This window comes from Streptomyces lanatus, from assembly GCF_014655715.1.
Classification (GTDB): domain Bacteria; phylum Actinomycetota; class Actinomycetes; order Streptomycetales; family Streptomycetaceae; genus Streptomyces; species Streptomyces lanatus.
Genome location: NZ_BNBM01000006.1, coordinates 52,828 through 73,581, shown reverse-complemented (window position 1 = coordinate 73,581; position 20,754 = coordinate 52,828). Strand labels below are relative to the sequence as shown.

At 72.0% G+C, this 20,754-nt stretch carries 25 protein-coding genes; 13 read left to right on the top strand and 12 right to left on the bottom strand.

Annotated features, from left to right (window positions below; translation table 11 throughout):
* The first annotated feature begins 58 nt into the window (after positions 1-58).
* The 3 genes from IE325_RS17740 to IE325_RS17730 all read left to right on the top strand — a co-directional run bounded on the left by IE325_RS17740 (position 59) and on the right by IE325_RS17730 (position 2,054).
* A complete protein-coding gene (locus tag IE325_RS17740; protein WP_190070912.1) occupies positions 59-1,030 on the top strand; it encodes a nucleoside hydrolase in 972 nt (323 codons plus the stop codon).
* A gap of 29 nt (positions 1,031-1,059) precedes the next feature.
* The gene (locus IE325_RS17735; RefSeq protein WP_190070911.1) at positions 1,060-1,338 is read left to right on the top strand and encodes a hypothetical protein; all 279 of its coding nucleotides are present in this window, start codon (positions 1,060-1,062) and stop codon (positions 1,336-1,338) included.
* Positions 1,339-1,400: 62 nt separating this feature from the next.
* Positions 1,401-2,054: a DUF7691 family protein gene (locus tag IE325_RS17730; RefSeq protein WP_190070910.1), complete on the top strand. Its 654-nt coding sequence runs from the start codon at positions 1,401-1,403 to the stop codon at positions 2,052-2,054.
* Positions 2,055-2,118: 64 nt separating this feature from the next.
* Here IE325_RS17730 and IE325_RS17725 read toward each other — a convergent pair whose 3' ends face one another.
* Entirely contained in the window at positions 2,119-3,051 is a 933-nt protein-coding gene (locus IE325_RS17725; protein WP_190070909.1) for an LAETG motif-containing sortase-dependent surface protein, read from the bottom strand.
* Positions 3,052-3,302: 251 nt separating this feature from the next.
* On the opposite strand from IE325_RS17725, the gene IE325_RS17720 reads away from it, so the two are divergent.
* Positions 3,303-4,949, top strand: a complete 1,647-nt coding sequence (locus IE325_RS17720; protein ID WP_190070908.1) for a glycoside hydrolase family 13 protein — start codon at positions 3,303-3,305, stop codon at positions 4,947-4,949.
* 1 nt (position 4,950) lies between these two features.
* On the opposite strand, the gene IE325_RS17715 is transcribed toward IE325_RS17720, so the two are convergent.
* The 3 genes from IE325_RS17715 to IE325_RS17705 form a co-directional block, all read right to left on the bottom strand.
* Complete coding sequence (locus IE325_RS17715) at positions 4,951-5,598, bottom strand: DUF4142 domain-containing protein (protein ID WP_190070907.1); 648 nt, start codon at positions 5,596-5,598, stop codon at positions 4,951-4,953.
* A gap of 152 nt (positions 5,599-5,750) precedes the next feature.
* Positions 5,751-6,557: an ABC transporter permease gene (locus IE325_RS17710; RefSeq protein ID WP_190070906.1), complete on the bottom strand. Its 807-nt coding sequence runs from the start codon at positions 6,555-6,557 to the stop codon at positions 5,751-5,753.
* 29 nt (positions 6,558-6,586) lie between these two features.
* On the bottom strand, positions 6,587-7,537 hold the full coding sequence (locus IE325_RS17705) for an ATP-binding cassette domain-containing protein (protein WP_229911861.1): 951 nt from the start codon (positions 7,535-7,537) through the stop codon (positions 6,587-6,589).
* A 132-nt stretch (positions 7,538-7,669) separates the two neighbouring features.
* On the opposite strand from IE325_RS17705, the gene IE325_RS17700 reads away from it, so the two are divergent.
* The 3 genes from IE325_RS17700 to IE325_RS17690 all read left to right on the top strand — a co-directional run bounded on the left by IE325_RS17700 (position 7,670) and on the right by IE325_RS17690 (position 9,652).
* The gene (locus IE325_RS17700; protein WP_190070904.1) at positions 7,670-8,368 is read left to right on the top strand and encodes a TetR/AcrR family transcriptional regulator C-terminal domain-containing protein; all 699 of its coding nucleotides are present in this window, start codon (positions 7,670-7,672) and stop codon (positions 8,366-8,368) included.
* Between the two features lie 70 nt (positions 8,369-8,438).
* Entirely contained in the window at positions 8,439-8,714 is a 276-nt protein-coding gene (locus IE325_RS17695; RefSeq protein ID WP_190070903.1) for a hypothetical protein, read from the top strand.
* A 188-nt stretch (positions 8,715-8,902) separates the two neighbouring features.
* Positions 8,903-9,652 carry an Ig-like domain-containing protein gene (locus IE325_RS17690; protein WP_229911860.1) on the top strand — a complete coding sequence of 250 codons (750 nt, stop codon included), beginning with the start codon at positions 8,903-8,905 and terminating at the stop codon, positions 9,650-9,652.
* On the opposite strand, the gene IE325_RS17685 is transcribed toward IE325_RS17690, so the two are convergent.
* On the bottom strand, positions 9,646-10,104 hold the full coding sequence (locus IE325_RS17685; protein ID WP_190070901.1) for an FxLYD domain-containing protein: 459 nt from the start codon (positions 10,102-10,104) through the stop codon (positions 9,646-9,648). The genes IE325_RS17690 and IE325_RS17685 overlap by 7 nt on opposite strands.
* A gap of 176 nt (positions 10,105-10,280) precedes the next feature.
* Here IE325_RS17685 and IE325_RS17680 point away from each other — a divergent pair, with 176 nt between their 5' ends.
* Entirely contained in the window at positions 10,281-10,772 is a 492-nt protein-coding gene (locus IE325_RS17680; RefSeq protein ID WP_190070900.1) for a DUF7144 family membrane protein, read from the top strand.
* A gap of 26 nt (positions 10,773-10,798) precedes the next feature.
* On the opposite strand, the gene IE325_RS17675 is transcribed toward IE325_RS17680, so the two are convergent.
* The 3 genes from IE325_RS17675 to IE325_RS17665 form a co-directional block, all read right to left on the bottom strand.
* Positions 10,799-11,167 carry a DUF6479 family protein gene (locus IE325_RS17675; RefSeq protein WP_190070899.1) on the bottom strand — a complete coding sequence of 123 codons (369 nt, stop codon included), beginning with the start codon at positions 11,165-11,167 and terminating at the stop codon, positions 10,799-10,801.
* A 69-nt stretch (positions 11,168-11,236) separates the two neighbouring features.
* A complete protein-coding gene (locus tag IE325_RS17670) occupies positions 11,237-11,668 on the bottom strand; it encodes a VOC family protein (protein WP_190070898.1) in 432 nt (143 codons plus the stop codon).
* Positions 11,669-11,787: 119 nt separating this feature from the next.
* On the bottom strand, positions 11,788-12,594 hold the full coding sequence (locus IE325_RS17665; protein ID WP_190070897.1) for a class I SAM-dependent methyltransferase: 807 nt from the start codon (positions 12,592-12,594) through the stop codon (positions 11,788-11,790).
* A gap of 157 nt (positions 12,595-12,751) precedes the next feature.
* On the opposite strand from IE325_RS17665, the gene IE325_RS17660 reads away from it, so the two are divergent.
* Positions 12,752-14,686, top strand: a complete 1,935-nt coding sequence (locus IE325_RS17660; RefSeq protein ID WP_229911859.1) for a right-handed parallel beta-helix repeat-containing protein — start codon at positions 12,752-12,754, stop codon at positions 14,684-14,686.
* 46 nt (positions 14,687-14,732) lie between these two features.
* Here IE325_RS17660 and IE325_RS17655 read toward each other — a convergent pair whose 3' ends face one another.
* Together IE325_RS17655 and IE325_RS17650 are read right to left on the bottom strand one after the other, a co-directional pair.
* Positions 14,733-15,377 carry a DUF305 domain-containing protein gene (locus tag IE325_RS17655; RefSeq protein WP_190070896.1) on the bottom strand — a complete coding sequence of 215 codons (645 nt, stop codon included), beginning with the start codon at positions 15,375-15,377 and terminating at the stop codon, positions 14,733-14,735.
* 91 nt (positions 15,378-15,468) lie between these two features.
* Positions 15,469-15,897 (bottom strand): DUF6153 family protein, encoded by a 429-nt coding sequence (locus IE325_RS17650; protein ID WP_190070895.1) that lies wholly within the window; start codon positions 15,895-15,897, stop codon positions 15,469-15,471.
* Between the two features lie 192 nt (positions 15,898-16,089).
* Between IE325_RS17650 and IE325_RS17645 the strand changes: the two genes are divergently transcribed.
* The 3 genes from IE325_RS17645 to IE325_RS17635 are packed head-to-tail and all read left to right on the top strand — an operon-like array spanning position 16,090 to position 17,640.
* Positions 16,090-16,473, top strand: coding sequence for a Tat pathway signal sequence domain protein (locus IE325_RS17645; protein WP_190070894.1), 384 nt, complete (start codon positions 16,090-16,092; stop codon positions 16,471-16,473).
* Positions 16,470-17,105, top strand: coding sequence for a class F sortase (locus IE325_RS17640; protein WP_190070893.1), 636 nt, complete (start codon positions 16,470-16,472; stop codon positions 17,103-17,105). Before IE325_RS17645 ends, IE325_RS17640 begins: the two co-directional genes overlap by 4 nt.
* 43 nt (positions 17,106-17,148) lie before the next feature.
* A complete protein-coding gene (locus IE325_RS17635) occupies positions 17,149-17,640 on the top strand; it encodes an RNA polymerase sigma factor (RefSeq protein WP_190070892.1) in 492 nt (163 codons plus the stop codon).
* A 96-nt stretch (positions 17,641-17,736) separates the two neighbouring features.
* Here IE325_RS17635 and IE325_RS46840 read toward each other — a convergent pair whose 3' ends face one another.
* Entirely contained in the window at positions 17,737-18,021 is a 285-nt protein-coding gene (locus IE325_RS46840; protein ID WP_190070891.1) for a hypothetical protein, read from the bottom strand.
* A gap of 276 nt (positions 18,022-18,297) precedes the next feature.
* Positions 18,298-19,206, bottom strand: coding sequence for an expansin EXLX1 family cellulose-binding protein (locus tag IE325_RS17625; RefSeq protein WP_190070890.1), 909 nt, complete (start codon positions 19,204-19,206; stop codon positions 18,298-18,300).
* 149 nt (positions 19,207-19,355) lie between these two features.
* Here IE325_RS17625 and IE325_RS17620 point away from each other — a divergent pair, with 149 nt between their 5' ends.
* Complete coding sequence (locus IE325_RS17620; RefSeq protein ID WP_190070889.1) at positions 19,356-20,711, top strand: hypothetical protein; 1,356 nt, start codon at positions 19,356-19,358, stop codon at positions 20,709-20,711.
* Positions 20,712-20,754 lie beyond the last annotated feature (43 nt).

Here is a 20,754-nt window from a genome sequence, read left to right as displayed (position 1 = left end):
ACCGTAAGGTCGCTCTCGCAGAGCCCGCCACCGCACCCGTGACGAGGGGAGCCCCGCCGTGACGCTCGACGGCCGTCCGATACCGGTGATCATCGACTGCGACACCGGTGTCGACGACGCCCTGGCGTTGTTGTTCGCCGTACGCCATCCGGGGCTCGACCTGCGCGCCATCACCTGTGTCGCCGGGAACACGGACGTGGACGGCGTCGTACGCAACACCCTGACCGTGCTGGAGCAGGCCGGTGCCCCCGAGATACCCGTCGCCCGGGGTGCCGGCCGGCCGCTGATCGAGCCCTCGCGTTCGGCACGGCATGTGCACGGCGACGACGGCATGGGCGACCTGGGCCTGCCCGCCCCGCGCCGCACCCCGGCCGATGTGGACGCGGTGACGCTGCTGCGCCGCGAGATCCTCGCCTCCCCCCGCCCGGTCACCCTCATCCCCACCGCGCCCCTCACCAACATCGCCCTGCTGCTGCGCACCCACCCCGAGGTCACCGGCAACATCGAGCGGATCGTCTTCATGGGCGGCGCGGTGGCCTGCGGAAACGCCACGCCGGTCGCGGAGTTCAACGTCTGGCACGACCCGGAGGCCGCCGCGATCCTGCTCACCGCGGGGGTGCCGATCACCATGTACGGCCTCGATGTCTTCCAGCGTGTGGTGGTGCCGGGCGCGGATGTACGGCGGCTGCGCGCGAGCGCGGAACCCGGTGCCCGGCTCGCCGGTGAACTGCTTGCCCACCGCCCGGCAGCGCCCGACGTCACCACCGACCCCGAGGCCGGCGGCATCGGCGACGCGGGCGCGGTCTGCGCGGTCGTGGACCCGGCGGGCATCACCACCCGCCTTCTCCCCGTCGAGGTCTCCCTCGCCCCCGGCCCGACCCGCGGCCAGACGATCGTCGACCGCCGCCCGCGCCCCGGCGAGGCCGAACTCCACAGCGGCGCCCGCGATCCGCACCTGGTGGACGTGGCCCTCGACGTCGACGTGGCACGCTTCACCGAGCTGTACCTGACTACAGTGGACCGTGCCTGACCAGCACGAACGAGGGAACAAGCACACCCATGACCAGCACGCCCGAAGCCCCCGCCCGCGATGCGGTGAAGACCCTGTGGGCCTCGCCCTTCTGCTTCATCACGGCGGCGTTCGTCGCGTTCAACGTGTTCGACCACAAGGGCGCGGGCTGGTCCCTGATGGCGGCGAGCCTCCTCGGCCCGCTCGCCGCCCTCGCCCTGGGCGCGGTGCGGCGCGAGCGCCCCGACTCGTTCGTGATCGTCCCGCTGGGCGGGATGGCCCTGTTCACCGTGCTGTTCGGGATCAATGAGGGCTTTCCCTGGGCCTGATGATCCGTCAGGCCCAGGGTTCGGCATCCTCGTTGTCAGTGTTGGCTGACAGGATGATGACCATGAGCCGGATCATCTCCTACAACACCGTTGAAAAAGCTGACGTGCTGGCCTTCCTCGGCGCCGGTGACAGCCTCACGCCCGACCAGCAGCGCGTCCTGGGCTCGATACGCGGGATGGCCGAGCGGAGCCAGCGTTCACTCGACCATCAGGGCATCGACTGGGGCCTGTCCGTCCCGGACGCGCTGGATCATCTGCTGGCCGGTCACGCGAGGTCGGAGGCCGAGTACGCGGCGGGCGCCTACTACCGCGCCCTCCAGCACATCATCGACTGCAACGGCTCCGACTCCGCCGAGCTGGGCGTCTACTCCAAGCCCTCGACCTTCTTCGGCGCGGTCGACGAGGAGCTGCTCCGCCTGGGCGTGAGCCGCGAACTGCTCCTGCACGACCACGTGTTCTCCGGGCCGCCGGACGAGATCCCCTTCGCCATCCCCTATCCCGTGGACGGCCCGCACATCGGCATGTTCCCGCTGGCCAGGGCCAAGCCCGCGGCCGACGCGTACCGGGCCGTGCTCGACGAGATGGAGCACAGCCTTCGCTACGACGTCCAGCAGATCATCGGGAAGCTGGACGACGAGCACCGCGAATGGGAGTGGGCCACGAAGAACCTCGACTGGTACCACCAGGACACGATCTTCTTCTCCATCACGGGCTGACGGGCTGACGGGCCGGAAGCGACGAGGCCCGGGGATCACCCCGGGCCCCGTCACCTTCGGTTCGTCAGGAGCGGGCCGAGCGGCGGCGCTTCGACGCCACCACGAACGCCGCGCCGCCCGCCACCAGCACGACCGCGCCGATCGCGATCGGGCCGGTCGCGCTGCTGCCGCCGGTCTGGGCGAGGTCGCCGCCGCCGTTGGGGGAGGGCGCCGGGGCCGACGTCGACCCGGAGGGCTCCGGGGTCGGGGTCTCCGAGGCCGGCGGGGTCGTCTCCTCGGCCGGGGTCGACGGCTCGTCGGTCGCGGGCTCGGAGGGCTCGGCCGGCGGAGTGGTCGGCGGCTCCTCGGTGGCCGGCGGTTCGGTCGCCGGGGGCTCGGTCGTGCAGTCCTTGGTGCCGCCGTTCCAGGCCGCGATCAGCTTGTCCTTGATGACCGGGCGGTCGGGGCCCTTGGGCAGGTCACCGTGGACGAAGCCGTCGTTCGCGTCGGCCTTGCCGTCGAACTTCACCGCGCCCCGGTACAGGTCGATCTGCCCGAAGCAGCCCGCGTCCGGCACCGCGATGTCGAGGGTGCCGGTGCCGCCCGGCTTGACCGTGACCGTGTCGAAGTCGACGAAGACCTGCTCGCCGGAGGTCGCGAAGGTCGCCCCGTGGGCGAGGTAGGAGGCGAGCGAGGCGGTGCAGGTCGTGGCGTCGGCGGCGGCGCGGACCGTGAGGTGGACCTTGCCGTCGTCGGTGACCTTGAGGTTCTGGTCGTCGACCTTGACCGAGTCGTAGAAGTTCGTGCCGTCGAGCGAGAACTGGCAGCGGTCGGTGGCCGTTTCGGTGCCCGCGCCGGTGCCGGGCTTGTAGGTGCCGCCGGACTTCCAGCCGTCGCCGCCGGGAGTGCCGTGGGCGAAGGCGCCGGAGGCGGAGGCCACGGTCGCCGCGCAGAGGGCGAGCGACGCGGCGCCCGTCCCCAGCAGGCGCCGCGCGATGACACGTCTCGCTATGGACATGCGTATCCCATCAATGGGGTGAGTGGTCGAAGAAGAAACACTGGGCTCATTGGTCACACGCGCCACAGCGTGAGCACATCGTCGGGCTGCCGGAGAACGCTGTCAACCTGCGACAACGCAATGGAAGTTCAAGAAGCAATCACAATTTCGTCACGCCAGGAATGATCTCCTCCGCTGGGTATGGGGTTCGCTTTTCCGGCCTAGTGGACAGAGTTCTCACTGTCGCCCGTACCGAGCCATGAGGAGCCCGTGTGTCCGACCTCTCCTCCACCCGCCCCGACTGGTGGCGCCAGGCCGTCATCTACCAGGTCTACCCCCGCAGTTTCGCCGACGGCGACGGTGACGGCCTCGGTGACCTCAAGGGCGTCACCCAGCGCCTGAACCATCTGGCCGCCCTGGGCGTGGACGCCCTGTGGCTCAGCCCCTTCTACCCCTCCGAACTGGCCGATGGCGGCTACGACGTCGCCGACTACCGCGATGTCGACCCGCGCCTGGGCACCCTCGACGACTTCGACGCCATGGTCGGCGAAGCCCACCGCCTCGGCCTGAAGGTGATCGTCGACCTGGTCCCCAACCACACCTCCCACCAGCACGTCTGGTTCCAGGAGGCACTGCGCGCCGGGCCCGGCTCCGCCGCCCGCGAGCGCTATGTCTTCCGGGACGGCCGCGGCCCGCACGGCGAACTCCCGCCCTCCGACTGGCAGTCCGTCTTCGGCGGCAGCGCCTGGCGCCGGGTCCCCGACGGCCAGTGGTACCTCCACCTCTTCACCCCGCAGCAGCCCGACCTCAACTGGGCGCACGACGAGGTCCGCGCCGACTTCCGCACCACCCTGCGCTTCTGGTCCGACCGCGGCGTCGACGGCTTCCGCGTCGACGTCGCCCACGCCCTCGCCAAGGACCTCGACGAGCCGCTGCGCGACCTCGGCGCCCCGGAACTCAGCGGCGAGGACTCCCTCCCCCGCTTCCCGCCCGGCACCCACCCCTTCTATGACCGTGACGAGGTCCACGAGATCTACCGCGACTGGCGCAAGATCCTCGACTCCTATCGCCCGCCCCGCATGGCCGTCGCCGAGGCCTGGGTCAATCCATCAGCCCGGCGTGCCCTCTACGCCCGCCCCGACGAACTCGGCCAGGCCTTCAACTTCGAGTATTTGCAGGGCAGTTGGGACGCCGACGAGCTGAAGCAGATCATCACCGACTCCCTCGCCACGGCCCGCGCGGCGGGCGCCTCCGCCACCTGGGTCCTGTCCAACCACGACGTCGTACGGCACACCTCCCGCCTGATGCTCCCGCCCGGCACCGACGACAACGCCTGGCTGCTGTCCGGCGGCCACGCCCCGGCCGTCGACGAGGCGGCCGGCCTGCGCCGCGCCCGTGCCGCGACCCTCCTGATGCTGGCGCTGCCCGGTTCGGCGTACGTCTACCAGGGCGAGGAACTCGGTCTGCCCGAGGTCGCCGACCTGCCCTTCGAGGTGCTCCAGGACCCGATCTGGGAACAGACGGGGCGCGTCCGCAAGGGCCGCGACGGCTGCCGGGTGCCGCTGCCGTGGACGACGACCGGGCCCTCGTACGGCTTCGGCGCGGGTGGCTCCTGGCTGCCGCAGCCGCCGGGCTTCGCGGCGTACGCGGTCCAGGCCCAGGACGGTGTCGAGGGCTCGACCCTGGAGCTGTACCGGCGGGCCCTGCGGCTGCGCCGCAAGCTGCTGGAGGGGGAGGAGTTGGAGTGGGTGCCGGACACCCCGCCCGGTGTGCTGCACTTCGCCCGCTCGGACGGCTGGCGGTGCGTGGCCAATCTCTCCGGTACGGCGGTGGAGTTGCCGCCGGGTGAGGTGCTGATCGCCAGCGGGCCGCTGGAGGGAGGCCGGCTGGGCCCGGACACGACGGTCTGGCTGGCGTAGGTCATTTCAGTACCACTTGCGGTTCGCCCGACGCCGGTGGAGGCGGGGTCAGGTCCTGGGCGGGGAGCGTGGGAGGCGAGGTCTCCTGCGTCAGGACCTGGCCGAAGTCGACCAGACCGGTCTTCTCCATGACGGTGATGTGGTCCAGGACGGTGTCGTTGGCATGGTCGGCCAACCGCCGGACCAGGGTGTTCCTGGTCGTGGCCCGGATCGTCGCGATGGTGGTGAAGATCTGGCCGTGCGTGACGCGCAGGATGTTGGCCATGTCGGTGTCGAACCGTCGGCCGCTGTCCGAGTCGAGCGTCGCGACGAAGCCCTGCTGCTGAGGGCTGGGCCGGTTGGGCAGGGTGATGCCGAGCCGTGCCGCGATCCCGCGGCAGTCGGCGTCCAGCGAGGCATGTCCGTCGACCAGGTGCTGCCCGGCGGTCCGGACCGCGTCCGTCGTGCCCTTCCGTAACGCCATCTTCCCCACCGGGAACTCCCACAGCCCGGCCGCCCGCACCTTGACCACGAAGTCCCGGTCGGCCTCGGTCAGCGGCCCGGCCGACGTCTGAGCGACGACCCGCTCGGGCGCGGTGTCGGCCTTCTGGACGCCGAGCGCGGTGGGGTAGAGGAGGGCGCCGAGGGTGAGGATGAGGGCGCCACCCACGAAGAGAGTTCCCGCCGTTCGCCGTGAAACGAGCACTGTGTCTCCTGTCCGGTCCCGGTGCCTGTAGGTAGGGGAAACCCCGCACGTACCGGAGTACGAATGCCGGTTCGGCCGGAACCTTTAGGGCTCGTCTCGGGTTCGCAAAGCCGTGCTCAGCGCTCCGCGCCCTTGCGGAAGGCCGAGCGGGCCCACAGATAGCCGACCAGGGCGAGGCCGACGCACCAGGCCAGGGAGATCCAGGCGGAGTTGCCGATGCCGGTGCCCAGCAGGAGGCCGCGCAGGGTCTCGTTGATCGGGGTGAAGGGCTGGTACTCGGCGAACCAGCGCAGGCCGGTCGGCATCGACTCGGGGGTGACGATCGTGTTGCCGAGGAAGGGCAGATACGTCAGCGGCATCGGGGCGTTGCTCGCGGACTCGACGGTCTTGGCGCGCAGGCCCATGGCGGCCGACAGCCAGCTCAGTCCGAAGGCGAGCAGCAGCAGGAGCCCCATGGCGGCGGCCCACTCGACGGCGGTGGCGTTGGGACGGAAGCCGATGGCGTAGGCGACGCCGGTGACCAGGGCGAGGATGCAGACGATCTGCACCATGTTGCCGAGGACATGGCCGGTCAGCACCGAGCTGCGGGAGATGGCCATCGTCCGGAACCGGTTGATGATGCCCTCGGTCATGTCGCTGCAGACGGAGACCGCGATCGGGATGGTGCCGTACGTCACGGCCATCACGATGATCCCGGGGACGAGGAAGTTGACGTAGTCGCCGCGGTCCCCGGCGCCGATGCCCTCGCCGATCGCGCCGCCGAAGACATAGACGAAGAGAAGGAGGAGCAGGACCGGGAGCGTGACGATCTGGACGGTCATCGAGGGGTAGCGGCGCATACGGGTGAGGTTGCGCCGCAGCATGGTCATCGAGTCGCGGAACGCGTAGGAGCGGGCGGGGGCTGGGGCGGTGGCGGTGGCCATCGGGGTCGTCTCCTGTCGGGTGGTGGGGCTCAGAGGGCGGGGACCGGCTGCTGCGGTTTCTCGGTGAGCGCGAGGAACACGTCGTCCAGGTCGGGTGTGTGCACGGTGAGCGACTCGGCCTCCAGCCGCGCCGCGTCGAGCAGGTCGAGGACCGCGCGCACGGTGCCGGGCGTGCCGTCGCCGGGGATGTTCAGGGCGAGGTTCTCGGGGTCGCGCTGGGCGACGTCGAACACCCGGGCGGCGGCGTCGAGTTGATCCTCGCCACCGAACCTCAGCCGGATGTGACTGCCGGGGATCCGGCGCTTGAGCTCCTCCGAGGTCCCCTCGGCGACTATCCGGCCGCCGTTCAGCACGGCGATGCGGTCGGCGAGCTGGTCGGCCTCGTCCAGATACTGCGTGGTGAGGAAGATCGTGATGCCGCGGTCCTCGACCAGGCCGCGGATCAGCTCCCACAGCATGCGGCGGCTGCGCGGGTCAAGGCCGGTGGTCGGCTCGTCGAGGAAGATGACGCGCGGCTCGCCGACCAGCGTCATCGCGAGGTCGAGCTTGCGGCGCATACCGCCGGAGAAGGAGGAGACGGTCTTCTTCGCGTCCGGAGTCAGGTCGAAGCGCTCCAGCAGATCGGCCGCCCGCCGCTTGCCCTCGCGGCGGGGCAGATGGTGCAGGTCCGCCATCAGCAGGAGGTTCTCCTCGGCGGTCAGCAGCCCGTCCACGGCGGCGAACTGCCCGGTCACCCCGATCGACCGGCGTACGTCGTCGGCCTGGCGCACGACGTCGTACCCGGCGACCCGGGCCTCGCCGCCGTCCGCGCCGATCAGCGTGGACAGGATCTGGACGGCGGTGGTCTTGCCGGCGCCGTTCGGACCGAGCAGGGCGAAGACGGACGCCTCGGGGATGCGCAGGCCGATTCCGTCGAGGACGAGCTTCTCGCCGTAGGACTTGCGCAGGCCCTCAGCGTGGATGGCGTGCATGGCGGACATGGGGTCTCCTTGAATGACTTGCATGGTGTTCAACTCTGGCGACTTGAACACCGTAAAACTCCACTTGCACGGTGTGCAAGTCCTTTCGGTCGGAAAGTTTTACGGCGTGCAAGTGGCGGTTACGCTGGCCTCATGGCGCGGGAGACCTTGAACCGGGAACAGATCGTCGGCGCGGCGATCGAACTGCTCGACGCGGAGGGCATCGACGGCCTGAGCATGCGCAAGCTCGGCCAGAAGCTGGGCTCGGCGGCCACGGCGATGTACTGGCACGTCGGCAACAAGGAGAACCTCCTGGTCCTCGCCGCCGACGAGGTGTGGGGCGAGGTCACGCTGCCGGACGTCCCGGCCGTGGGGTGGCGGGCGGCGGCCCGCGAGCTGATGTACGCCGCGCACGAGCTGACCGGCCGGCACCGCTGGCTGGTGCGGGTGATCACCACGTACGTCGCCTACAGCGAGGGCATGGCCCGCTTCCAGGAGTGCGCCTACGAGACCTTCGAGGCGGCCGGGTTCCGGGACGCCGACCTCGACTGGGCCGTGAGCACGCCCTTCATGTTCGTGACGGGCATGGCGTTCATGACCACGACCGACGCCGCCGAGGTCAAGCAGCGGGCCTCGTCGGGGGACGCCGCGCAGCCCGAGGACGAGGCCGCGGTCGTCGCACAGGTCGCCGCCCTCGCGGCGAAGTACCCCCGGCTGAGCGCCAGCATGCAGGCGCAGGGACAGCGCGGGCTGACCTTCGGCGAGGAGGTCGAGAAGGTCTTCGCCTTCGGCGTGGAGACGATCCTCGACGGCATGGCGGCCCGACTGGCGGCCGGCCGCGACGCCGACTGAGCCCGACCGGGTGAGCCCACTGGCGCGCCGCCCCCGGTGACCCGCCCCCGCTCCCCGAGGATCCGGACGCGTGGCAAGCACCTTCGACGAACTCGTCACCATGCAACGGGCGGCGGACCGGGCACACGGCAGGGTGGAGGAGCTCCGGGACGCCTACGGACCGCCCACCGGCACCCCCTGGACCCCGCTCCAGACCGACGCGTACGACACGGCCTGGCGTGAGTGGCGCGACCTCGCCCAGACGGTCCAGGCGGCGATCACCGCGTACGCGAAGGACCAGGGCGCCGCACGGAGCCAGACCGAGGCGGACGTGAAGGCGGCGGCGCGGCATGCGGAGGAGGGGTGAGCTGCTCGGGGGCTGTCACCAGGGCGCCCGGACGGGTGGTGCCTGTCGTCCTCTCGGCCCGTCCGGACGAGCGGTGCGGGTCATCGGGGGGTGCGGGCGTGAGAATCGCAGGTGAGGGTGGGTGCCGCCGAGGTGTGTGAGGAGCTCCGCCGACGATGAGCAGGTCCCGCGGGTGTTGGAGGGCAACGGTGCTCGCTGCGGCGGGCGCGCTGATCGTGCTGGTCGGGCCGGGCGCCGTGGCGTTCGGTGTCGACGACGGTCTCTGGGCGTTCGCGACGATCGAGCCGGGCCGGGAGGGGGTCGTCCAGGTCGGCGGGTACGACGGGGAGCCGCTGGGCGCGGGTTCGGTGCTGACGCTGACGGCGCCGGCGAGGACGAAGGTGACGGCGGCGCCCTTCGCCGGGCCCGGGTACCGGGGGGCGGTGGCCGAGGGCGGGGCCAGCGCGACGTACACCTTCGACGGACCGGCCGTGTCGAAGGGTGAGGCGCCGGCCGTGTGGAAGGGCCGTACCTTCCCCTTCGTCGTGTCGGTCCCCCCGGACGCCGAACCCGGCACCCGGCTCCCCGACTGCACCCTGGCCCTGCGTGACGCGAACGGCACCGTGCACCGGCGCGGCACCTGCACCGTGACGGTCGGCCTGCCCGCGCCGACCCTGTCCCGCCCCGCGTCCGGCGTACCGCTGGGCGCGCTCCCGGAGATGTCCGGTACGGCCTTCCCCGCCGCCCAGATCACGGTCCGCGACGCGCTGGAGGAGGAGGTCTGCTCGACGACGGCCGCCCCCGACGGCACCTGGTCCTGCGTCCCCGGACTCGCCCTGCCCTCCGGCATGGGCCGCCTCCAGGCGACGGCGACCCTGAACGGCGTCAGCGCGACGAGCGAGCAGATCGACATCACGGTGCACGGGTCCGGCCCGCACGGCGCCCCGGCGGGTCAGTAGCGGACCGCCCTCGCCACCTCCGCCTTCACCTCCCCGCTCAGGTCACGTGTGCTGCGGGCGGTGCCCTTGCCCGTGCCGCCCGCCGCCACGTCCGAGACGGTCACCACGGTCGCGTCGAGCAGGTTGCCGTCCTCGTCCTTGAAGTTGACCTGGACGCCGAAGGACCGGGTCGAGTCGGTCGTGTTCTCGGCGGTGACCTCGACCGTCGCGCGGCCGTCGGAGTCGGTCGTGGGGTCGCCGAGGCTCACCGAGCTCTTGGCGTCGATGCCGCCCTTGATGTCGTCCAGCTGACGGCCCGCCTCCGCCGTCGCCGAGGCGAAGGCCGACGCCGCCTTGCTGGCCGTCGAGGAGACGGTGTCGTCGTCGGAGCAGGAGGTCAGGGCGGGCACGGCCAGGGCGGTGGCCGTCAGGAGGAGGGCGGCGGTTCTCCGGCGGGGGCGATGACCGGGCATACGGGGCTCCAAGGGGTGCGGTTCGGTCCCTTCAGTGAAGATCCGCACGGCCGTCCCCGCACTCCGGACGTCACCCGATCGGCATCTCCCCCGTGGTGGGCGCCCCCGGGCCGCCCCATCGTCGTACCGACCGCACAACCCGACCGCGTTCACGCGAGAAGTGGGGTACGGCAGCCATGACCCAGCCGCAGTCGCACGCGAGCGATGCCGCCCACAGCCCCGCAGACGGTGCGTGGCCTCCGCGCGAGGCGGGGACCGGCACCGGCCGTGACGCCGCCCCCACCTCGGAGTGGATCACCGGAGGACTTCTCTTCGCCGGTGTGCTGATGCTGGTGAACGGGGTGCTGGCCATCCTCCAGGGCATCTCCGCCCTCGCCGACGACGACGTCTACACCCGCGTCGGGGACTACGTCTTCGAGGCCAACCTCACGGCATGGGGCTGGATCCTGCTCGCCCTGGGCGTCCTGGCCACCGGTGTCGGTCTCGGCATTCTCAGGGGGGAGTGGTGGGCGCGGATCACCGGCATCTTCCTGGCGTCCCTGAGCATGGTCGCCCACTTCCTGTTCCTGCCGTACACACCGGTCTGGTCGGTGATCATGGTGGGGATCGACTTCTTCGTGATCCTCGCCCTCGCCCTGGCCCCGGACCCCGGCTCGGACAGGCTCTGAGACCTGTCCGAGCCGATCAGTGCCTCCTAGGCGTGGCCGATCCCGCCCCCGCCGAAGGAGCCGCTCTTGCCGGGGATCCAGCGCTTGCGGTGCTGGTCGTCGCTGCGTCTGCTGCCCGCGTGGTGCAGTTCGTGCGGCAGGAGGCGTTCTCGGCCCTGCGAGTGCGGCACTTCGTCGGGCTCCCGCAGCTCGCGTTCCTCGTGGACCGGTCCGGTGTCCGGGAGGTGCGGCTGCTCGTCGGCCGTGGGCCGCGGCAGTTCCCGGTCACGGACCCGCATGCCGAACTGCACCGCCCAGACCAGTGCGCCGGCGACGATCATTCCCCCTACGAAGGCGGCGATCACGTTGAGTACGTCGCTCGACGTGGCCGCTAGTACAAACGTCGCGGTACTCATGCTCCCAATTATCACCGAAACGGATGAATAAGCTCCCGCAGGAACGGAGGGTTCCGGCGCGCCAAGGGTCTACGCGCGTCCTTCCGGCCCGACGCCGTCACCCAGCTCCGTGAACAGCGTCAGCTGCAACGCGCCGGGCGCTTCGAGGCGGGCGTTGAGGGAGTTCCACGGAGTGCGGGTCGGCTCCGCCAGGACCTCGGCGCCGGCCGCCGCCAGCCGGGCCGTCGTGGCCGTCGAGTCGTCCACCTGGAACGCGACCCTGATGTGACCGGCCACCCGTCGGCCGACCTCCACCTCGTCGATGAACTCCGCGTGCCCGGGATCGGTCAGCTCCAGGGTCGCCCGGCCCGCCTCCAGGATGGTGACCCGGCCGTCGGGGGAGGAGAACGCGGCGCGCTCGGGGAGGCCCAGCACATCCCGGTAGAAGCGCAGCGCCTCGTCGTAGTCGTCGGCCGTGACCACCAGGCGGAGTTCGTGGACCGGGGCGGGGGTGTCGGACATGTGGGGCTCCTCTTCGACGGTCGTGACGGGTGAACCCGGGCGACTGGTACGCGATTCCCGAACGGGGCCGTACCTCACGGCGGCCCGCCCATATACCCGAGACCTAGGACCGGCTGAGGTCAGGGCCGTACGCCACGCACCGCCCAGGCCCGTGCCGTGAGCCGGATGGAGCCGTCCGGGGCGACGGGGACGGAGGCGTGCAGGGTGTCGCGGAGGCGGGTGCGGGCGGGTGGGGTGAGGGAGGCGACGTAGCCCGGGGCGGGGCCCTGGCCGGCGAGGAAGGGATCCCACAGGTCGGTGAAGTCCGCGAAGACCGTGGGGACTTCGATCGGCGTCACCGACACCTCGGCGAGCCCGGCGTCCGTCCACAGGGTGTGGAGGGGCTCCGGGCGGCAGTCGGGGAAGCGGCGGCGCTCGTCCAGAGCCGCTGAGGCGACCGGGTCCGTGGCGGTGGCGGCGCTCCAGAAGTGGTGCAGGAGGCCCATGCCCTCGCCGTAGTCCCAGACGTACGCCGCCACCAGGCCGCCGGGGCGAACAGCGCGGGCCAACTCCCTTACGGCGATGGGTGGTTCGGGCAGGAAGTTCAGGGCCAGGCCGCTGACTGCGACGTCGAAGGCGCCGGTCCGCAGGGGCAGTGCCAGGGCGTCGGCGACGACGAAGTGCCGTGCTGTGGGCGGTGCCATGGCTCGTGCGGCGGACACGAACCCCTCCGAGCGGTCGCACCCCACCACGTCCCGGGGCCGGTACCGCTTCGCCACCTCCACCGCCAGCACACCCGTACCGCACCCCACGTCCAGCCACCGCAGTCCGTCCGCGCGGCCGAGCCAGGCGAGGAACTCCCGTGCGACGACCCGGCTCCAACGGCCCATGTACCGCTCGTAGGCCGCGCCGGACGCCCACACGTCGAATCGCTGCTGTTCTGCCATGCCCGTAACGATCCTCTGGTCGGCCCCCGAAAACCTCCGTATACCGGCGCGTGCCGACGCGCCGACCAAAGAAGCACCACGACCGACCATCGGCCGACGCGCCCGGACTCGCCCCCGCTCGACCATGGACGCATCCGGCGGACGGGAGGAGCGGGACATGGTGGACCTGCGGGTCGGGGCGGTCGTGTCGGCGATGGTGGTGGTGCTGGGCGGTGGGGTGTCGGGGGTGGCGGGGGCCGCGCCGGGGGACGGCGCGGAGCAGTTGTATGTGGCGCCGTGGGGGGACGACCGGTGGTCCGGCAGCTTCGAGCGGCCGTTCGCCACTCCCGCTCGGGCTCAGCGGGCCGTGCGGGACAGGACGGGTGGGATGACCTCGGATGTCGTGGTCAACCTGCGCGGTGGGACGTATCGGATGAGTGCGCCGTTGCGGATGTCCGAGGCCGCCGGGGACTCCGGGCGGGGCGGGCATCAGGTGGTGTACCAGGCGTACGGCCAGGGCACGGACCGGCAGGAGCCGGTGACCCTCAGTGGGGGCCGGGACATCGGGGGATGGCGGCCCGACCCCGTGCGGCGGGGCGTGTGGCGGGCGGACGTCGGCGGACTCGAGACGCGTCAGCTGTACGTCGGGGGGAAGCGGGCCGCGCGGGCCGCTCTCGGCGACGGCATTCCCGGCAAGCTCAAGGTGACCGGCACCGGGCTCACCACCACCAGTGCCGTCCCTCGGAGCTGGCGGGCGCCGCGTGACATGGAGCTGCGGTTCCGGTTCGACTATCTGGAGGGGCGCTGCGGTATCGCGGACATCACCCCCGGTCCGGGCGGCGGGTCGACGCTCACCATGGACCAGCCGTGCTGGCGGATGGCCCGTGACCTGTACGGTGCGGAGCTGCTCGCCCTTCCGTCCGACGTCGAGAACTCCCCCGGCTTCCTCGACCGGCGCGGGAGCTGGTATCTCGACCGTTCCCGGCCCGGACATCACGAGCTGCTGTACCGGCCCAGGGCGGGCGAGGACATGCGGCGGGTGAAGGCCACCGCGCCCGTGCTGCAGACGCTGGTCGGCGGGACCGGTGTGCACGACATCGCGTTCAAGGGGCTGACGTTCGCGCACGGCGGGTGGACGGCGCCGAGCGGGCCGGGCGGTTTCGCGGCGGCGTGGAGCATGTATCTGCGGCCGGGGAAGGGGGACGAGCTCAAGCTGCTCACCGTGCCCGGGAACGTCGCCTTCCGCTCCGCCGAGCGCATCACCTTCCAGGGCAACCGGTTCGTCCATCTCGGCGCCCAGGGGCTGGTGTTCTCCGGGGACAGCTCGCACAACACCGTGGACGGCAATGTCTTCACCGATGTCTCCGACGGTGGTGTGTCGCTGGGGGTCCTGCCGCCGGACACGAAGGGCACGAGCCGCGGCAACCGCGTCAGCAACAACTGGATCCACCGCACCGGCGCCGAGTACAGCGCCTCCTCCGGCATCTGGGACGGCGGCAGCCGCGGCACCACCATCGCCCACAACCAGGTCGACCACGTGCCCTACAGCGGCATCCTCTCCGGCCCCGCCGACGACCCGGGCGGCCTGATGAGCGGCAACCGCATCACCGGCAACCGGGTCTTCGCCACCAACCGTCTCCTCGCCGACGGCGGCGGCATCTATCTGCGCGGCGAGCACGGCACGTCGTACGCCGACGGCGCGGTCGTCAGCGGCAACGCGGTCAGCGACAGCGCCTACGGCATCTGGAACGTCGGCATCTACACCGACGACAGCAGCAGGTGGATCACCGTGCGCGACAACGCCGTGCACGACTACCGCGCCTCCATCGGCGGATGCAGCGAGGACTGGGGCGACAGGCCCGTCCGGGACGTCCGCTTCCACGGCAACTTCTGGGACGACACCGTCCCCGACTGGCTGCCCCGCCGGGACTACCCCGGCGGCTGGCCGCCCGCCCCGGACTGCGGCGACCCGAAGAACCTGGAGTTCAAGGACAACACCCTGCTGCGGCCCGCCGACCCCGCCATGGACTGCGCGGCGCGGGTGGCGTGCGCGGCGATCGTGGACCGGGCGGGGCCGGGGGAGTCGTACCGGCGGGGGCTGGGGCTGAAGTGAGGGGCGGGTGGCGGCCCGTGGGGGCGGGCCGCCACCCGTCTGTACGTCAGCCGCCGGTCTTGCCGAGCAGCTTGTTCATCTCCTCGATCTCGGCGGTCTGGCCGGTGACGACGGCGTCGGCGAGCTTGGTCGCCGGAGCGTACGCGCCCTTCGCCTTCTCGGTGCCGGCCATCTCCACCGCGCCCTCGTGGTGCTCGACCATGAGGGTGAGGAAGAGGGTGTCGAAGGCCTTGCCGGAGGCGTCGGACAGCTTGTCCATGTCCTTCTGGTCCATCATCCCGGCCATGCCGGAGCCACCTGAGTGACCGGAGTGGTCCATGCCGGGCATCGCCGACGGGACGTCCTCACCCCACTCCTTCAGCCAGCCCGACATGGTCCGGATCTCCGGGTCCTGGGCCTTGCGGATGCGCGCGGCGAGGTCCTTGACCTCGGCGGAGGAGGCGCGGTCGGCCGCCATCTCCGCCATCTCCAGGGCCTGCTGGTGGTGCGGGATCATGCCCTGCGCGAAGGAGACGTCCTGGTCGTTGTGCGCGCCGGCAGCGGCGTCGGCGCCGGCGGAGGACGAGGACGAGGGGGACGTGTCGGAGGCGTCGTCCCCGCCACCGCCGCCGCACGCGGCGAGGACGAGGGCGGCGGCGGTGGCCGTCGAGGCCAGGGCGGCGCGGCGCGCCAGGGTACGGATGCTGGTCATGCTGAGAACTCCTGCGGTGAAAGTGAGCTGGACATGGCTGAGTGCCGTACGCCCGCAGCGAGGTGACGGGGACGGACGGCTCGGCCTTGTCCTAGGTCCGCAGGATCTGCAGTTCGGCGAGTGAGGGAGGCGCGCGCCCGCCGTCCGGCGCGAGGGCCGGGTTACGGCGGTCGAGGTCGCCGGGGACGGCGCTTCCCGCCGGGTCGGGCGCCAGGGCGGGCAGCACGGGGCCGCCGCCGACGGCGCCGGAGGCACAGGTGGCGTCGGCATGCTGGACATGGCCGTCGTCGGTGCCGTCGCCGTGGCAGACGGATTCGTCGCTCGGGGCCGGCGTATGGGCCGCGTCCATGCCCCGCGCATGGGAGTGCGGGGAGTGGTGGGAGCCGCCGGCGACCGCGTTCGCGGGCCCGAGGGCGTGCATCCCGAACAGTCCGGCGAGCAGCCCGAGCAGCAGAAGCGTGCGCCACGGTCCCGGGACGGGGAGCCGTAGCGCACGGCGGTGCTGTGCACGGGCTGTCACGCCCTCATCGTACGTATCCGGGGCCGGGCCGACTCATCGGCCATGCGTCAAGGCGTCCTGCGCGGCGAGGGACTCCGACGACTTTGCCATCTCTTTACAACCCGCCCCACCGCCCCCTCGTCTCTCCGCTCGACCCGTCACCCACCCGCCGCGTACGGCAGTACCGGCGGACCGACGAAAGAGAGCGTGTCCATGCGCCGCACCACTCTCAGCGCCCTGGCACTGACCTGCACCGCCCTCCTGGCGAGCGTCACCCCGGCCTTCGCCGACTCGGCCACCCCGTCCCCGGTCCCCAGCCCGACCGAGGTTCCCTCGGCCACGGCCGCCCCGACGCCGTCCGCCGAACCGACCGAGCCCCCCTCCAGCACGGCCCCGTCGGCCGCGCCGACCCGCGCGCCGCAGGACGGCCAGGTCTCCGTCGTCCCGTCCGGCGCCCCCGACACCGGGGAGACGACACCGGCCGCGAACTCCAGTACCGAGCGGGGCGGTCTCGTCGGCGGAGGTGCCGCGGCGCTGCTGGTAGCCGGGGGCGCGACGGCGTTCGTCGTACGGCGTCGGCGGGCGAACGGCGCGTGACGGCACTCACCAGGCGCGCGTTCGCCGCGGGGGCGATGGCGTCGCTGCTGGTGGGCTGCGGCGGCCAGGAGACGGAGCCGACCGCGGACGCGCAATCCCGCAGGTCGAGGGACCGGGAGGCGTCGGCGGGAGAGCGGTCCCCCTCCCCCAACTCGGCGCGCGCTCTGGGCCGTTCGACCCCGGTCCGGCTCCGGATCCCGGCGATCGCCGTGGACACCCCGCTCATCCTGCTCGGCCTCGCCGCCGACGGCACCGCGCAGGTGCCGCCCATCACCGCCGACGACCGGGCGGGCTGGTACCGGCACTCGCCGACGCCGGGCCAGGTCGGCCCGTCGGTGATCCTCGGCCATGTCACGGTGGGCGAATACGGGGACGGTGTCTTCCGCCGCCTCGGTGAGCTGCGCAGGGGCGACCGGATCGTGGCGCGCCGGGAGGACGGCACGTCGGCTCAGTTCGCGGTGAGCGCCGTACGGACGGTGGCCAAGGCGGACTTCCCGGCCGACGAGGTCTACGGGGACGTGAACCGCCCGGAGTTGCGGCTGATCACCTGCGGGGGCCCGCGCGAGGGCGAGGAGTACCGGGACAACGTGATCGTGTTCGCGGAACTGGACTCGGCCACGCCCGCCCCCTGAGCGCCGTGCAGAATTCCTCACGACCCGACCACCATGGAGAGCGTTGAAACGGTCCCGCGACACGGCAGCGTCCGAACTGTTCGCCGCCCTGTACCCACGCCTGGCCGGCTGGTGCCGCCGTCTCGTCGACGACGACGAGACGGCGCACGAGATCGCGTCGGAGGCCTTCACCAGGCTGTGGGCGCGCTGGAGCCGGGTCGAGGAGCCGCGCGGATTCCTCTACGTCACGGCGGCGAACCTCGTCCGCGACCACTGGCGCAAGCTGGAACGCGAACGCAAGGCGATGCGCAGGGCGAGGACGGAGGCGGCGGTGACCCCCCACACGGAGCAGGCGGACCCCTCGGTCCGCCTGCTGGTCCAGTCCCTCCCCGAACGCCTCCGTACCCCGATCCTCCTCCACTACTACGCCGACATGCCGATCCGGGAGGTGTCCGTGCTGACCGGACGCAAGGAAGGGACCGTCAAGGCCGACCTGCACGCGGCCCGAGAACTGCTCCGCGTCCATCTGAGGAGAAGCCTTGACCACACGCTTTGACGAAGACGACCTCGACGGCCCGGAGTTCTCCCCCGACGACCCCCTCGCGGTCATCCTCCGCCCACCCACGGACCGCCTCGCCCCGCCTTCCGGCCACTACGAGACACTCCGCCGCAGGGCGTCGCGCCGCCGACTCGTGCGTACGGCGGCAGGGGTGGGCGTGACCTGCGCGGTCGCGGCGGCCCTGCTGATCGCGCTCCCTCTGGGCCGCTCGGACACCCCGACGACGCCGGCACCCCCACTGGCACCGCCCCCCGCGAGCGACGTGACGACACCTCCGGCCCAGACCTCACCGACGCCGTCCCCTTCGGCGTCCCCGACCCGGACGACACCACCGGCACCGTCGAGAACACCGGGGCCGGGCGCTACGGCGATTCCCACCGCGGTTCCCACGACGGCCCGTACCCCGGTCCCTACGGAGCCACCGCCGGCACGCTGAGCGCTAGGGCCCTTCTGATGGATCATGCCGGCGTCGCGGGCTCTGGCACGCGCTCCCGACCCCCATCGCGTCGCCGCCCTCCTCCGCCTTGCAGCTGCACGCTCCCCCACGCTCGAACCGGCTTCGCCCGGCTCGCGCCGGGGCACCCCCATCGACCCCGGCTCGGCTTGGCCGGTCTGAACTGCTTCTTTCAGCCGGCCTGATCCGCCGGACAGGCCCTAGTGGGCCGCGAACTGAAGCCCGGTCGGCTGCAGGGCGTCCGGCCGGACGGCGAGGCCCTCCACCGTCAGCGTCTCCCCGTAGATGTCCGTGAGCCTGATCGCCGTACCGCAGCCCTCGCCCTGTTCGGAGAGGAAGTAGTTGTACTCGGTGCGGGCGAGCCGACGCCAGGTGTTGTCCGGGCTCCGTACCTCCAGGCGGGCCAGGGGGTTTCGGTGGCCGACCGCCTGGAGGGCGCACCAGTAGCGGCTGGAACCCGTCTTGTAGCGGATCGAGATCTTGTCCGTCGTCGCCGGGCTCAGCAGGGTCCAGGTGACGGGGATCTGGCCGGCCGAGGGGGCGGCCAGTTTCGCGAAGGCCTGGGGGCTCAGGTCGAGTTGGCCGGGGGCGCAGGGCAGGGGGCACTCGTTGGTGATGCGGACGGTCACCGAGGCGCCGTTCGCCGCGCTGACCCGGACGTATGCGCCGCACGCCTTCGAGGTCTCGTAGTCCGTGTGGTTCATCGCGGCCGTCATGACGTCGGTCGTCGGGCCGTACAGACAGGCTCCGTTGCCGTCGCCGGTGTCGTAGAAGGTGGCGGTTCCCTCGTAGGTGACCTCGGGGCGGATTCTTCCGGCCAGCGAGGCCGAGACGGCTTGGGAGGCTGGGCTCGGCGGCTTCGCCTTCGGCTTCGGCTTCGGTGTTGGTGTTGGTTTCGGCGTGGGTGTGGGGCGCGGCGGCGCTGGTTCGGGCTCTGCGCTCGTAGGTGTCGCTGGGGTGTGGGCCGCCGGGCTCGTCGGCGTCTCGGCTGCTGTCGGCTTCGTCCCGCCGTCGGGGCGGAACGCTATGAGCAGGGATACGGCCACTGCCACGGCCGCCACCATCGCCGCGGGGGCGATGAGGGTGCGGCGCTTTCTGGGGGATGCCATATGTGGCAGTCGTCGCGGCGGGGTGAAAGGTTGCCGCGCCCTCCGCGGAAAATCGTTCGCGGGTGGGCGTCGGGCGAGGTTACGCTCGGCGCGATGACGACTCTCTCTGTTGACAGAATGGGGGTCCCGTCCGCGCAAGGTGAGTGCTGATGGGCACTCCGATCGCGAACGGGGAATCCCGGCTTTCGTTTTGGCCGCGCGTGCGTAAGTTCGCCGTGCCGGTCTCCATGATCGAGATCGCGACCGCTCGTCGGCTCGCCGGGGACTGGGCGGGGGCTTGTGCCGCCGCCGGGGTCGATGTCGATCTCGATCTGCGGTCCCTGGCGCGGGAGTTCGGGCGGGACGTCGCCGGTCGGGTGCGTGACGACCTACGGTTCCTCGCGCCCGATCTGCTGCGCTGGCACATGCCTCGTATCGCTCCCGACGGGCTGCTGCGTCCCGGACTGACGCTCGCCTTGGCCAGGTACGGCGGACTCGGGCGTGGGCGGCCGTTGTATCTGGTGGCGCGGACCCCTCCGGCCTGGGCGGACGCGGGGCAGCGGATCAGCCTCGCGCTGTGGGGCGGTGCGGCCTCTTCCCTGCCGTTTCGGCATCCGCATCCTCGGCCCAACCGGCGGTTCCGGCTCGATCTGCACCGGCATCTGTGGGACGCGCGAAGGGCCGGTGAGCTGCGGATACGGGCCGGGGGCGGTACCGCGGACGACGGCCCGCCGCCGTACGGGCCTCGCTGTGCCGCCGACCGGTGGGGCGACGAGGCGTCGCTGCTGCTGCGTGCCGAAGGGCGCTCCTCCGGTGCCGTGGTCGTGCGGTTGGAGGGCGGGCGCAGGCTTCTCCTCGACGTGGACAGCGGGGACGTCGAGCCCGTCGACCGGCGGCTCTCCGAGCTGCCCCTGCTCCCCGACGCCGCCACCTGGATACTGCCCGATCTGGAGTTGCTGCGGGCCGGTGCGATCGAGGCCGGCCGGCTGCATCCGCTGGTCGCCGCCGCGCTGGTGCCGGAGGGGCCCGGGGCGGCACAGCCCGCGTCCGCGACTGCGGCCGGCGCCCCTCGGGTCGTCGAATGCCGGGGCGCCCGGCATCGGATCGGGCTGGTCGGTGGCGTACTGGTGCCGCTCGACCACTCACCCGACGAGATCCGGCGCGAGGAACTCCTCGTCGCGCTGACCGGCACCCCACTGCCCTGCCTCCAGGCCATCGACGACGCCCACCGGCATCCCGAGTGCCTGCCCGATGTGCGCGAACGCCTCTCGCACGGTGACTTCGCCGGTGCGCTGGCCGTGGTCGAAGGGCTGCTCGGGCCGGACGCGGTGCTGCGGAACGGGGCGTTGCGGGACGAGCTGGAGACGGTCGCGCGGCGGCGTATCAGGTACGGGCTCTTCCGGGCCGGGCTGATCGGTTCCGGACCGGGGAGCGTCGTCCGCCACGACGGCCGCCGGACCCGTGGTGGCGGCAGCCGCCGTTCCCTCGATCACCGCGCGCGCCCGAGGCACGCGTCACGTCCCTGACCCGCGCCCGTCCTCACCCACCTCCACACCATCCAAAGGTGAT

What these genes read in the sequence shown, in the direction of transcription:
- IE325_RS17735 (WP_190070911.1), top strand. Translation starts at nt 1,060, where the DNA reads ATGACCAGCACGCCCGAAGCCCCCGCCCGCGATGCGGTGAAGACCCTG.
- IE325_RS17730 (WP_190070910.1), top strand. Translation starts at nt 1,401, where the DNA reads ATGAGCCGGATCATCTCCTACAACACCGTTGAAAAAGCTGACGTGCTG.
- IE325_RS17725 (WP_190070909.1), bottom strand. Translation starts at nt 3,051, where the DNA reads ATGTCCATAGCGAGACGTGTCATCGCGCGGCGCCTGCTGGGGACGGGC.
- IE325_RS17710 (WP_190070906.1), bottom strand. Translation starts at nt 6,557, where the DNA reads ATGGCCACCGCCACCGCCCCAGCCCCCGCCCGCTCCTACGCGTTCCGC.
- IE325_RS17705 (WP_229911861.1), bottom strand. Translation starts at nt 7,537, where the DNA reads ATGTCCGCCATGCACGCCATCCACGCTGAGGGCCTGCGCAAGTCCTAC.
- IE325_RS17700 (WP_190070904.1), top strand. Translation starts at nt 7,670, where the DNA reads ATGGCGCGGGAGACCTTGAACCGGGAACAGATCGTCGGCGCGGCGATC.
- IE325_RS17685 (WP_190070901.1), bottom strand. Translation starts at nt 10,104, where the DNA reads ATGCCCGGTCATCGCCCCCGCCGGAGAACCGCCGCCCTCCTCCTGACG.
- IE325_RS17680 (WP_190070900.1), top strand. Translation starts at nt 10,281, where the DNA reads ATGACCCAGCCGCAGTCGCACGCGAGCGATGCCGCCCACAGCCCCGCA.
- IE325_RS17675 (WP_190070899.1), bottom strand. Translation starts at nt 11,167, where the DNA reads ATGAGTACCGCGACGTTTGTACTAGCGGCCACGTCGAGCGACGTACTC.
- IE325_RS17670 (WP_190070898.1), bottom strand. Translation starts at nt 11,668, where the DNA reads ATGTCCGACACCCCCGCCCCGGTCCACGAACTCCGCCTGGTGGTCACG.
- IE325_RS17665 (WP_190070897.1), bottom strand. Translation starts at nt 12,594, where the DNA reads ATGGCAGAACAGCAGCGATTCGACGTGTGGGCGTCCGGCGCGGCCTAC.
- IE325_RS17660 (WP_229911859.1), top strand. Translation starts at nt 12,752, where the DNA reads ATGGTGGACCTGCGGGTCGGGGCGGTCGTGTCGGCGATGGTGGTGGTG.
- IE325_RS17655 (WP_190070896.1), bottom strand. Translation starts at nt 15,377, where the DNA reads ATGACCAGCATCCGTACCCTGGCGCGCCGCGCCGCCCTGGCCTCGACG.
- IE325_RS17645 (WP_190070894.1), top strand. Translation starts at nt 16,090, where the DNA reads ATGCGCCGCACCACTCTCAGCGCCCTGGCACTGACCTGCACCGCCCTC.
- IE325_RS17625 (WP_190070890.1), bottom strand. Translation starts at nt 19,206, where the DNA reads ATGGCATCCCCCAGAAAGCGCCGCACCCTCATCGCCCCCGCGGCGATG.
- IE325_RS17620 (WP_190070889.1), top strand. Translation starts at nt 19,356, where the DNA reads ATGGGCACTCCGATCGCGAACGGGGAATCCCGGCTTTCGTTTTGGCCG.